This is a genomic window from Bradyrhizobium sp. NDS-1, assembly GCF_032918005.1.
Classification (GTDB): Bacteria; Pseudomonadota; Alphaproteobacteria; order Rhizobiales; family Xanthobacteraceae; genus Bradyrhizobium; species Bradyrhizobium tunisiense.
The window spans coordinates 368978-380764 of sequence record NZ_CP136628.1; the positions used below are offsets into that span (position 1 = coordinate 368978).

Genomic DNA, 11787 nt, shown 5'->3' on the forward strand with positions numbered 1-11787 from the left:
CTCACTTCAGTGGCACGAAAACGTTGATCACGAGCTTGTCCTCAGCGGTCTTCAGGGGATCGGTGAGGTATTCCTCGATGAAGGTGTCCTTGGCTTCGAGTCTCTTGTCGTCGAGGTGATTGGTGATCGCCTCATAGGTGTTGTCCATGTTGTCGTAGGAACCGCGATGGACGAATTTCAGGGCCTTGCCATCCGGCGATTTGCCGATGCTCATGTCCTTGGGCAAGCTCTTGGGATCCTGATCGACCGGGATCTCGGCGAGGAAGGTGAAGCCGGTATCGTCGGTCGAGGTGTAGACGATCATCGAATTGCCGGCTTGCTTGATGCCCTGCTTGTCCAGCAGCGTGTTCAGCGCCTTGAAGGCATCGACCAGCGTGTCGAAGGCCGAGTCCCAATTGGCGGTGCCCTTGACCATCACGACTTTTCTGGATTCGAGCGTGGTCTCGAGGCCAAACGGATCGGCGGTCTGCACCGGAGCGGGCGTTGTGGCGGCGGCAGGCGGCGGTGCCGCCGGGCTGGGTGAGGCGCTGGCTGCGGGCGAGGGCGACGTCGCCGGGGCAGGCGAAGCGCTGGCCGCAGGCGATGGCGCCGGTGAGGGCGTTGCCGCAGGCGCAGGCGAGGCACTCGCGGCCGGGGAGGGGGAAGCCGATGGGGCCGGCGAGGGACTTGCCATGGGACTTGCCGAGCCGGCCGGTGCCGGGCTCGAGGTTTGCGCCAGAGCGCCAGGCAGGCCAAACGACAAGGCTGCTGCCGGGATCAGCGCGGCCAGAGCGAGACGACGAAACCTGAACATTTTATTCTCCCCAAGGCCTTAACGCTAAGGTCTTATCGACCAAGGCCTAAATCCGTCTTTGCGCCCAGTCGCGCCCCGGCTCGCGCGAGCGCGCCGTTCTAACACGCGAGCGCCGAATTCGTCCCATGACAGATGCGTCATGGCAGGCCTCCCGACAGCCCCCTGGCGACCGGCGGCAAGACACTGGCCAAGCCGGCAAGGATCGCCATATAAGGCAGGCGAAATTCGGGAATTTTCATGAGCGCGCTGGCCAACCACGCATTTGCCAAGATGAACGGCATCGGCAACGAGATCGTCGTTGTCGACATGCGCGCGTCCACGGCAAAGGTGACGCCGGACGACGCGCGCGCGGTGGCGTCCGCGAAGGGCGGCGTGGCCTATGATCAGCTCATGGTGCTGCAGAAGCCGCGGCTGGACGGCACCGAAGCCTTCATCCGCATCTACAACAATGACGGCTCGGAGGCCGGCGCCTGCGGCAACGGCATGCGCTGCGTGGTGCGCCGCATCTTCGAAAAGACCGGCCAGACCACTGCGACTTTCGAGACGGAAGCGGGACTGCTCAATGCCTGGCAGGGTCCCGCGCCGGATCTCTACACCGTGGACATGGGTGCGCCGAAGTTCGGCTGGCAGGACATTCCGCTGGCGGAAGAGTTCCGCGACACCCGCTACATCGAATTGCAGATCGGGCCGATCGACAATCCGATTCTGCATTCGCCCTCGGTGGTGAGCATGGGCAATCCGCATGCGATCTTCTGGGTGGACGACGTCAATGCCTACGATCTCGAGCGCTTCGGTCCGCTGCTCGAAAACCATCCGATCTTCCCGGAGCGCGCCAACATCACGCTCGCCCATATCGTCGATCCCCAGCACATCACGATCCGCACCTGGGAGCGCGGTGCCGGCCTGACCAGGGCCTGCGGCTCGGCGGCCTGCGCCACGGCGGTTGCCGCGGCGCGCCTGAAGCGGGTCGAGCGCAATGTCGAGATCACGCTGCCCGGCGGCAAGCTCGGCATCGAATGGCGCGAGCGCGACGACCACGTGCTGATGACGGGCACAGCGACGTTCGAATATGAAGGCAAATTCGATCCTGCGCTGTTCGCGCAGGCCGGCTGATGGCCGTCGACATCGTCACCTTCGGCTGCCGCCTCAATGCCTTCGAGGCCGAGGTGATCCGCCGTGAGGCAGAAGGTGCGGGCCTTTCAGATACGATTGTCATCAATAGCTGCGCCGTCACCAACGAGGCGGTGGCGCAGGCGCGGCAATCGATCCGCAAGCTGAAGCGCGAACGTCCCGGTGCCCGCATCGTCGTCACCGGCTGCGCGGCGCAGACGCAAAGCTCGATGTTCGCCGATATGACCGAAGTCGATCGCGTCGTCGGCAACGACGACAAGATGCGCTCGTCTGCGTGGCGGGAGACGCGCAGCGCTTTCGACCTCGGCGCCAGCGAGAAGATCGCCGTCAGCGACATCATGGCCATCAGGGAGATGGCACCGCATCTCGTCGACGGCTACGCAAGCGGCCTGCCGCGCGTGTTCGTGCAGGTGCAGAACGGCTGCGACCATCGCTGCACCTTCTGCATCATTCCCTACGGCCGCGGCAATTCGCGCTCCGTGCCGATGGGTGCGGTGGTCGAGCAGGTGCGGACGCTGGTCGAACGCGGTCATGCCGAGATCGTGCTGACCGGCGTCGACCTCACCAGCTATGGCACTGATCTGCCCGGCGCACCGAAACTCGGCATGCTGACGAAGCAGATCTTGCGGCACGTGCCGGAGCTGAGGCGCCTGCGCATCTCCTCGATCGATTCGATCGAGGCGGATGACGATCTGCTCGATGCCGTCGCTGATGATGCGCGGCTGATGCCGCATCTGCATCTGTCGCTGCAATCCGGCGACGACATGATTCTGAAGCGCATGAAGCGGCGGCATTCGCGGCAGGATGCGATCGCATTCTGCGACCAGGTGCGCCGCTTGCGCCCGGATATCGCCTTCGGCGCCGACATCATCGCGGGCTTCCCGACCGAGAGCGAGGAGATGTTCTCGCGCTCGCTCGATCTCGTCGACGAATGCGGCCTGACCTTCCTGCACGTCTTTCCCTATTCGCCGCGCCCCGGCACGCCGGCCGCAAAGATGCCCCAGGTGGCGGGGGCCCTCATCAAGGAACGCGCGAAGCGGCTGCGTGCCGCAGGCGAAGCGGCATTGCGCAAACGGCTGCAAGCCGAGATCGGTGCAGCGCGCGAGGTGCTGATCGAGAGCGAGGCGCAGGGGCGGACGGAGCACTATCTGCCGGTGGCGATTGCGGGCGAGCGCGTGGGAAGCGTGGTGCCGCTGCGGATCGTCGGCAGCGATGGCGAGCGGCTGACCACATAATCAGCCGCGGTGAATTGCGCCGCGCTATATCCCCGCCATCCCCGCCGTCGTCCCTGCGCACGCAGGGACCCATACCGCGTGATTTATCGCCTGCGGACGGTCGAAGTACCGAACGACGAATCTTCGCCAAACTGCTTCCTGTGGTTATGGGTCCCTGCGTGCGCAGAGACGACCCCGGGGGTGGGATGCAGTGTGTTCCAAAACCAGCACGCGCCTTACGACGCCCGCACCTGCCAGAATCGCAGCGTGCGCCGCGCATTATCCAGTGTCATGTGCGCATAGTGAGCTTGCGCGCGCGCGAGATCCGCCGGCTTCATGGCTCCGGTCGCAAAGCGGCTTTCGAGTACGGCGGTGGTGGTTTCCCAGTTGAGCTGCGCCGCCTTGCACGCCACCAGCAGGCCGTCATCGCGCAGGCTCTGCATCAGCGGGCGAATGACCTCGACGGTCGATCCGGACAGCGCCGCCAGGGCGGCGGCGGTCTCCTCATAGCGTCGCTGCGTGGCGAAGCCGAACAGCGTTGCCTCGCTCAGTTGGCCGGTTGCCTTGAGCATGGCAATCGCACGCTTGGCACCTTCGAAATCGCGGACGGCCGACATCTCGCGCTCGACGCCGACGGCGGTGGCCGCGATCGCGCTCTGGATTTCCTCGAACAGATGAGGCGGCGCGCGCGACAGCAGGCGGGCGCGCACGGCATCGGTCGCCGAGTGCAGCAACCGGCGGCGCAGCTCCGACGGCAGGTCCACGCGGACGCCGACGCTGACGGCAAGTTCGGGATCCGACTCGGCCTGGGCGACCATGACGGCGAAGCCGTTTCCGGAGACGCGCGCGCCGGGATTGGCGGCGAGCCGCCGGCTGACACTGGGGTAGCGGCGCGCCAGCAACGCGTCGGTGACGATCTCCTTCAGCCACCAGCGGCCGGCCATCGCGAGCAGATGCGGCTCGCCCTTGGATGATGCGATCTTCACCAACTCGCCGTCGTCGAGACGGGCGGATTCTTGCAGCACGGGACCGGCGATGCGGATCTCGTCATTGCTGGCGAGGCGGCGGACCACCGAGGGCGGCGCCTGTGCAATCGGCGCCAGTTGTGCGCTGATCTCGGCGAGCGCGATCCGTGCACCCATGTCGGCAAGCGCCCGCAGCTCGATGGTGCCGATCAGGCGCTCGAGCACCTCGTCGAACAGCGCGATCTGCTCGTCGTCGAAACTGCCGGCGGAGGACAGGAACAGAGCGGTGACGCGCCGGGCGGTCTCCAGGCCCTTTTCCGCCGAGCCTGCTCGAATGGCGGATTCGACCTCGTCGATGATCGATAGCTCGGCCTTGGACATCACGCCTCGCTCGTCCTGAGCGGTTACGGAAGCTTGTTCTAAGCAACCGCAATCATTAGAGGCGAGCACTGAAGGTTTGGTAAACCATGGACCGGTAGCCGGGCACTGCGCACTCCCCCCGACCACTGCTCCTCATGCCGAGGAGGCCGGCGAAGCGGGCGTCTCGAAGGATCGCCACAGGCGCTGACGCGCCCCTCACCATGAGGGTTGGGCGGCTGGGCTATTCCCCGTTCCACCCGCAGGCCCTGAGCTTTTCGTGCATGTGGGGCGGGGCCGGCGCTACGACGCGGACGGGTTCCTTGTTCCGGGAGATCGGCACCACGATCTCGCGGGAATGCAGGTGCAGCTTCGGCTCGCCGAAGCGCGGGCCGTTGCCGTAGATGTTATCGCCGAAGATCGGCCAGCCGGTCGCGGCCGAATGCACCCGCAATTGATGGGTCCGGCCGGTGACCGGTTCCATGGCGAGCCAAGTCAGACCGTCGCCGCGGCCCATCACCTTCCAGTTCGTGATCGCCTTCTGCCCCTCCGGATCGGGCTTTTGCCACCATCCGCGCTCGGCGTTGAGCCGGCCGAGCGGCATGTCGATGATGCCCTCGTCCTCGGCGGGGCCGCCCTCGACCACGGTCCAGTAGGTCTTGCCGATCTTGCCGTGCTTGAAGAGCAGGCCGAGCGAAGCGGTGGCCTTGCGATGGCGGCCGAGCACGAGGCAGCCCGAGGTGTCCTTGTCCAGCCGGTGAGCCAGCACCGGCGGCCGCGGCAGGCCGAAACGCAATGCGTCGAACGAGGCCTCCAGATTGGCGCCGCCCTTCGGGCCGCGATGCACCGGCAGGCCCGACGGCTTGTCGATGACCAGCATCAGCCCGTCGCGATGGAGCACGCGCGACAAAATCTCCTCGGCGGTCAGTTCGGGAACATCGAGCAATTGCAAGACTTTCGTTTAATCGCCGGAACGGCTAACACACCCCCGCCATGAACGATACCTCCGAGACCCCCAAGCTGAGCTGGTGGCGCCGCCTGTCCAACGGGCTGAAGCGCACCTCGTCCTCGCTCGGGACCGCGGTCGCCGACCTCGTCACCAAGCGCAAGCTCGACCGCGCCATGCTCGATGACATCGAGGACGTGCTGCTGCGCGCCGATCTCGGGACCTCCGTCGCGGTCCGGATTGCCGATGCCGTCGGCACCGGCCGTTATGACAAGGCGATCTCGGCGGACGAGGTCAAGGACGTGGTTGCGACCGAGGTCGAGAAGGTGCTGGCGCCGGTGGCGAGGCCGCTCGAGATCGACACGGCCAGGAAGCCGTTCGTGATTCTGGTGGTCGGGGTCAACGGCTCCGGCAAGACCACGACCATCGGAAAACTCTCGCAAAAATTTGCCTCCGAAGGCCGCAAGGTGATGCTGGCCGCCGGCGACACGTTTCGCGCCGCAGCCATCGAGCAGCTCAAGGTGTGGGGCGAGCGGACGAAGACGCCCGTCATCGCCGGCGCGCAGGGCTCGGATTCGGCGAGCCTTGCCTTCAACGCGCTGACGGCGGCGAAGGAGCAGGGCATCGACGTGCTCCTGATCGACACCGCCGGGCGGCTGCAAAACAAGGCCGAGCTGATGAACGAGCTCGAAAAGGTCGTGCGCGTCATCCGCAAGGTGGATGACACCGCGCCGCATGCGGTGCTGCTGGTGCTCGACGCCACCGTCGGCCAGAACGCGCTGTCGCAGGTCGAGGCCTTTCACCGCACTGCCGGCGTCACCGGCCTCGTGATGACCAAGCTCGACGGCACCGCGCGCGGCGGCATTCTGGTGGCGCTCGCGGAAAAATTCAAACTGCCGGTGCATTTCATCGGCGTCGGCGAAGGCGTCGACGATCTCGCGCCGTTCACCGCGCGCGATTTCGCCCGCGCCATCGCCGGAATCGAAAGCTAGAGATGGACAAGACCCAGCCGCATCCGCTGTTCAAGCTGGCGACCGAGCTCGGTCCGCTGCTCGTGTTCTTCTTCGTGAACGCGAAGTTCAATCTGTTCGCCGCGACCGGCGCCTTCATGGTGGCGATCGTGGCGGCGATGGCCGCGTCCTACATGGTGACGCGCCATGTCCCGATGATGGCGATCGTGACGGGTGTGATCGTGTTGGTGTTCGGCACGCTGACGCTGGTGCTGCACGACGAGACCTTCATCAAGTTCAAGCCGACCATCATCTACGGCCTGTTCGCCGCGATCCTCGGCGGCGGCCTGCTGTTCGGCCGTTCCTTCATCGCCGTGATGTTCGACCAGGTGTTCAATCTGACGCCGCAGGGCTGGCGCATCCTGACGCTGCGCTGGGCGCTGTTCTTCGCCGGCATGGCGGTGCTGAACGAGATCATCTGGCGAACCCAGAGCACGGATTTCTGGGTGAACTTCAAGGTCTTCGGCGTCCTGCCGCTGACCGCCATCTTCGGCGTGATTCAGATGCCGCTGATCAAGCGCTATCATCTCGAACCGGCGTCGCTGGAGGCGAGCGAGGCCGAGGCGGGGGACGTCACGAAGGGGTGACGCCAACTCCGGGCTGAGCCCGTCGGCCGGCCCGCATATTCACGCTGACATGCACTTCGCGCGGTCTGCTGGTCGCCGCCGACCGGGTTGAGCGACGAAGCCGACGGGGTTCTTCATTGCTCTGTAACCGCAAGCTGAGATTGTTCAGCTCTCTACCTTGCCTGAAAGATCGCAGGCGATAGCCTTTTGGTCGTGAAGAGATGATGGCACGCCGGAGGGCCCGGTGGTGAGCGCAAAACAGGATCACGCGGCTGAACACCTGATTCAGTACCTCCGGCAACTCGCTCCGCAGGTCCGGCGCCGCCTGCTTGCCGAACTGGAACGGCTGCATCTCCTCGGCGAGGACATTCCGCATTCCGAGCCATTGGTGGCGGCGCTGCGAGCCGAGTTTCGCAACACGGGCCAGAACCATTATCGCGTCGGAAATCCCTCGCGCTACTTCTTCGAGCCGCTCGAGCCGGTTCTGGTGGACGGCGCGCCGGAACGGGCCAATAGCGGCCAGATCGCCCGTGGATCGCTCGCGCCGATCTGGAGTCTCGTGACCGAGCAATTGCTGCGCAGCATGGCGGCGGACTACGTCGCCAGTGCGACGAAGGCCATCTCTGCCGGCAAGCAGCCCGAGGCGCGGCAGATGGCCCAGGCGTTCCAGAAGAAGGTTCTGACCTCTCTCAACGGCCAGCTGGGTTCTGCCGAGGGCGCAGCCGGCATTCGCGATGGGCTGATGGCCTATACCAGCTCGCATGCGACATTCGACGACCTCAAGAAGATGCTGCGCTACCTCGAACTGCAGCGGGAGCTCGAGGATTTTGGCCGTGCCCTTGCGCCGAAGATTGCCCGGCTCGAGGGCGCCGGCCTCGACAAGGCGCTCGGTCTGTTGAGCGCGCTCAAGGCCAGGCGCGTCGATGCCGTGCCGTTCGCGCTCACAATCCTCGCAAAGCGTCTGGAATCCCCCTGGGAGCTGCTGTCGGTCGCGACCGCTCCGGCCGACGACCGGGCTGCGGCGCGGATCGCGGAGGGGCCCTTCGCGCTTGCGGTTTCGATGGTGCTCGATCAGGTCGAGGAGAAGCGTCTCCTCCTGCTGTTTGCCCTCAGGAACAACCGCCCGGTGCGGGCCAAGGAGATCGTCGGCGAGATCTATCGGATCGAGGAGGCGCTGAGAACGCAGATCGAGCTTCAAGGGTCCGGCTGGGCCCAGCGTCTGGATGACCTGATGGCGGCCGTCCAGGCTGCCGTCACCGCGGAGATCAACAGCATTCCGGGCGACCACCGGCACCTGACGCACATTCTGGAATCGCCGCGGTTGCGACCCGGCCATTCCTTCGGCCACAAGGTCGGCCATATCTTCGAGAAGGGCTGGGACGCCGTGGCCGGCCTGCTCGCAGGCAACGCGAACTCAAGCGATCGTCGCGACAAGGTGTCGTGAACGCGTCCGCGGAGCGGCTTGTCCGCCCCGCTAGAGCGTGATCCAGAATCTCGTCGCGCTCGAGTCAGCCTCCTGTCTTGAGCGCCTTCTCCAGCTCCGGCATCAGCACGGTCTTGAGGTTCTGTGGCGTGACCGGGCCGACCAGCTTGTAGACGATGGTGCCTTCGCGCCCGACGACGAAGGTCTCCGGCACGCCGTAGACGCCCCATTCGATCGAGGCGCGGCCGTTGGCATCGACGCCGACGCGGCTGAACGGGTTGCCGTAGCGGCCGAGGAAGCGGCGCGCATTGTCCGCGGCGTCCTTGTAATTGATGCCGACCAGCTGGAAGCGCTCGTCCTTGGCCAGTTCGGTCAGGAGCGGGGCCTCGTCATGGCACGGCACGCACCAGGACGCCCAGACATTGACCAGGCTGACCTTGCCCTTGAAGGCGGCGGGATCGAGTCCCGGCACCGGCGCGTTGTCGGCCTGCAATCCCTCGAGTGGCGGCAGCACTGTCTGCGGTACCGGACGACCGATCAGCGCGGACGGAATTCGCGAGATATCGCCGCTGCCGAGCCGGAACCAGAACAGCAGCGCGAGGGCAATGAAGGCGATCAGCGGCAGCACCATCAGGAAGGTGCGGCGCTGCGGCGGCGCGGAGGTCGATTGATCGCTCATGACGCATCCACCGCGCTGCGGCCGGAGCGGCGGGTGATGCCGCTGCGCTCGAGCTCGCGCAGCCGCTGCGCCTGGTTGCGATAATCGAGCACGATCCAGCCGATCAGGATCGCGACCACGACGGCCACTGCGGCATAGGACGTCACGATGAAGGATGCATAGGGACCGAGCGACATCATCCTGCGGCCCCAACTTCTTTCGATGCGCTTTGTCCGCGCGAACCGGAGCCCGCCTCGCTCGAGAACGCCACACGGCTCGCCTGCATCATCTGCAGGGAGCGGACCCGGCGGCGCAGGATCTCGTTGCGCATCGCGGCCAGATGCAGCGTGACGAACAGCAGCGTGAATGCGAGCGCCATCACCAGCAGCGGAATCAGGAACGATTTGTCGAGGGCCGATCCGCCCATGCGCATCACCGAGGCCGGCTGGTGCAGCGTGTTCCACCAGTCGACCGAGAACTTGATGATCGGCAGGTTGATGGCGCCGACCAGGGTCAGCACCGCGGCGGCGCGTGCCGCGCGCGAGGGATCGTCGACCGCGCGCCACAGCGCCATCAGGCCGAGATACATCAGGAACAGGATCAGCACCGAGGTGAGCCGCGCATCCCATTCCCAATAGGTGCCCCACATCGGCCGGCCCCACAGCGAGCCCGTGAGCAGCGCGAGGAAGGTGAAGGCGGCCCCGATCGGCGCTGCGGCTTTGGCGGCGACGTCGGCGAGCGGATGACGCCACACCAGCGTGCCCAGCGATGCGATGCTCATCACGCCCCAGACGAACATCGACAGCCAGGCATTGGGCACGTGGATGAACATGATCTTGACGGTCGCGCCCTGCTGATAGTCGTCCGGCGCGTAGGCTGCCTGGTAGAGGCCGATCGCGAGCAGGATGACGGTCGCGGCCGCGAGCCACGGCAACACCCGCGCCGTCAGCGCGAGGAACCGGGTCGGGTTGGCGAGGTCGATCAGTGACATGGTACCCTGATAATCATCGGTGGCCGCTCAGGCAATCAGCACGAAAGCGGGGGACGAAAGTTGATCGGGGTCAAGGTCAGCCGAGCCCCTCTCAATCGAGCCCATCTCAGTCAAGTCCATGCCGCAGGCTCGCTGCGGCTGCGAAGGGGCCGACCACGAGGCTGACCAGGGACAGCGCGCACAGGATCGAGAACGGCGCGCCGAACGTCATGGGGCCGACGATGACGGCCTGTGAGGCCGCCACGCCGAAAATCAGGACGGGAATCGACAGCGGCAGCACCAGCACGGCCATCAGCAGCCCGCCGCGGTGCAGCGTCACCGCCAGTGCCGCGCCGATCATGCCGGTAAAGGTCAGCGCCGGCGTTCCTGCGAGCAGCGTCAGCGCCACCGCGCCGGTCGCGACCATGTCGAGGTTGAGCAGCAGGCCGAGCACGGGGGTTGCGACAATCAGCGGCAGGCCGGCGGCCAGCCAATGCGCCAGCGCCTTGGCGGCGCAGGCGAGTTCCAGTGGCGTCCGGCTCATCGTGATCAGGTCGAGCGAGCCGTCCTCGTGGTCGGCCATGAATAGCCGGTCGAGGGTGAGCAGGCTCGCCAGCAGCGCGCCGAGCCAGAGAATGGCCGGCCCCAGCCGCGACAGCAGCGCCAGATCCGGCCCGACCGCGAACGGCATCAGCACCACCACGGTCAGGAAGAACAGGACGCCGATCAGTGCCCCGCCGCCAACGCGGAGCGCGATCCGGATGTCCCGTCGAATGAGGGCGGACAGGGCGGTCATGAGGCGGCTCTTCCTGCGGTGCGGTCATGGAGATCGGGCTGACGCCGCGAGGACGGTGCGCTCCCTCCCCCCTTGCGGGGGAGGGCGGGGGACAGGGGTAGCCCCGGGCGAGATGTCCGCCTGTGGAGGTCTTCCCAAGTGCTTGAATCGAGAGAGCGCGTCGTGTGGCACACCCCTCCCTGATCACGAGAGCGAGCCTTGCTCGCCTCGGACCCCGCAAGGGAGGAGGGAACGGACAGGGCGGGGCCCGGCCGCTTGGAAAGCTGAGGGTCGTGCCACGTCACGCCACACCCCCGATCCGCAGCTCCCGGGCCTCGATCCCGAGTGGAGCATGAGTCGCCGCCACGATCATCCCGCCACGGGCGAGATGCTCCTGCATCAGGCCGCCGAACATGTCCTGGCCGGCCACGTCGAGCGCATTGGTCGGCTCGTCCAGCAGCCAGACCGGGCGGCGGACGGTCAACAGGCGGGCCAGCGACAGTCGACGGCGCTGGCCGGCGGACAAGAAGCCGGCGGGCAGATGGGTAGCATGGTCGAGCCCGACGATGGCGAGACTCTCGGCCGCGTCAAGGCGCTCGCCGCCGAGAAAATCGGCCCAGAATACCAGATTTTCCGCCACGCTGAGGGCCGGCTTCAAGGCATCGCGATGGCCGAGATAGTGGCACTGCTCGGGCAGCGTCAGCTCGCCATCGCCGCCCTCCAGCGCGATCGTCCCGCCGGCCGGAACGAGCAGGCCCGCGATCAGCCGCAGCAGCGAGGTCTTGCCCGATCCGTTGCGGCCGACGACCGCCACGGCCTCGCCCGACATGGCCGCGAAATCGAGCCCGGCAAACACCTCGCGGCCGCCGCGCACGCAGGCAACCCCCTGTCCGGAGAGCTGCATCTCGCCTCGTTTCAAGTCACTCAAAGCCGGGCCTCAGGAAAACTTGGGGTAGCGCATGGGAATTTTTGGCTCGCG

General features: G+C 66.2%; 13 protein-coding genes. 5 read left to right on the forward strand and 8 right to left on the reverse strand.

Annotated elements, in window-relative coordinates; translation table 11 throughout:
- Position 1: 1 nt before the first annotated feature.
- Positions 2–793 (reverse strand): GyrI-like domain-containing protein, encoded by a 792-nt coding sequence (locus RX330_RS01780; RefSeq protein WP_317241876.1) that lies wholly within the window; start codon positions 791–793, stop codon positions 2–4.
- 237 nt (positions 794–1030) lie between these two features.
- Between RX330_RS01780 and dapF the strand changes: the two genes are divergently transcribed.
- Together dapF and mtaB are read left to right on the forward strand one after the other, a co-directional pair.
- Positions 1031–1906 carry a diaminopimelate epimerase gene (gene dapF, locus RX330_RS01785; RefSeq protein ID WP_212082118.1) on the forward strand — a complete coding sequence of 292 codons (876 nt, stop codon included), beginning with the start codon at positions 1031–1033 and terminating at the stop codon, positions 1904–1906.
- Positions 1906–3159, forward strand: a complete 1254-nt coding sequence (gene mtaB, locus RX330_RS01790; RefSeq protein WP_317241877.1) for a tRNA (N(6)-L-threonylcarbamoyladenosine(37)-C(2))-methylthiotransferase MtaB — start codon at positions 1906–1908, stop codon at positions 3157–3159. The genes dapF and mtaB overlap by 1 nt, the downstream gene beginning before the upstream one ends.
- A 215-nt stretch (positions 3160–3374) precedes the next feature.
- Here the strand turns inward: mtaB and RX330_RS01795 are convergent, their stop codons facing one another.
- Both RX330_RS01795 and RX330_RS01800 read right to left on the reverse strand, forming a co-directional pair.
- A complete protein-coding gene (locus tag RX330_RS01795; RefSeq protein ID WP_317244038.1) occupies positions 3375–4484 on the reverse strand; it encodes a DUF2336 domain-containing protein in 1110 nt (369 codons plus the stop codon).
- Between the two features lie 220 nt (positions 4485–4704).
- A complete protein-coding gene (locus RX330_RS01800; RefSeq protein ID WP_317244039.1) occupies positions 4705–5406 on the reverse strand; it encodes an RluA family pseudouridine synthase in 702 nt (233 codons plus the stop codon).
- A 47-nt stretch (positions 5407–5453) separates the two neighbouring features.
- Between RX330_RS01800 and ftsY the strand changes: the two genes are divergently transcribed.
- From ftsY to RX330_RS01815, 3 genes are all read left to right on the forward strand, one after another.
- Positions 5454–6398 (forward strand): signal recognition particle-docking protein FtsY, encoded by a 945-nt coding sequence (ftsY, locus tag RX330_RS01805; RefSeq protein ID WP_317241878.1) that lies wholly within the window; start codon positions 5454–5456, stop codon positions 6396–6398.
- 2 nt (positions 6399–6400) lie between these two features.
- Positions 6401–7003, forward strand: a complete 603-nt coding sequence (locus tag RX330_RS01810; RefSeq protein WP_317241879.1) for a septation protein A — start codon at positions 6401–6403, stop codon at positions 7001–7003.
- A gap of 226 nt (positions 7004–7229) precedes the next feature.
- A complete protein-coding gene (locus RX330_RS01815; RefSeq protein ID WP_317241880.1) occupies positions 7230–8426 on the forward strand; it encodes a hypothetical protein in 1197 nt (398 codons plus the stop codon).
- 64 nt (positions 8427–8490) lie between these two features.
- On the opposite strand, the gene RX330_RS01820 is transcribed toward RX330_RS01815, so the two are convergent.
- The 5 genes from RX330_RS01820 to ccmA form a co-directional block, all read right to left on the reverse strand.
- Positions 8491–9084 (reverse strand): DsbE family thiol:disulfide interchange protein, encoded by a 594-nt coding sequence (locus RX330_RS01820; RefSeq protein ID WP_317241881.1) that lies wholly within the window; start codon positions 9082–9084, stop codon positions 8491–8493.
- Complete coding sequence (ccmD, locus tag RX330_RS01825; protein ID WP_317241882.1) at positions 9081–9263, reverse strand: heme exporter protein CcmD; 183 nt, start codon at positions 9261–9263, stop codon at positions 9081–9083. The genes RX330_RS01820 and ccmD overlap by 4 nt, the downstream gene beginning before the upstream one ends.
- Entirely contained in the window at positions 9260–10054 is a 795-nt protein-coding gene (locus tag RX330_RS01830; RefSeq protein ID WP_317241883.1) for a heme ABC transporter permease, read from the reverse strand. The genes ccmD and RX330_RS01830 overlap by 4 nt, the downstream gene beginning before the upstream one ends.
- 106 nt (positions 10055–10160) lie before the next feature.
- Positions 10161–10829 (reverse strand): heme exporter protein CcmB, encoded by a 669-nt coding sequence (ccmB, locus tag RX330_RS01835; RefSeq protein ID WP_061880182.1) that lies wholly within the window; start codon positions 10827–10829, stop codon positions 10161–10163.
- A 280-nt stretch (positions 10830–11109) separates the two neighbouring features.
- On the reverse strand, positions 11110–11712 hold the full coding sequence (gene ccmA / locus RX330_RS01840) for a heme ABC exporter ATP-binding protein CcmA (RefSeq protein WP_317241884.1): 603 nt from the start codon (positions 11710–11712) through the stop codon (positions 11110–11112).
- Between the last annotated feature and the right edge of the window lie 75 nt (positions 11713–11787).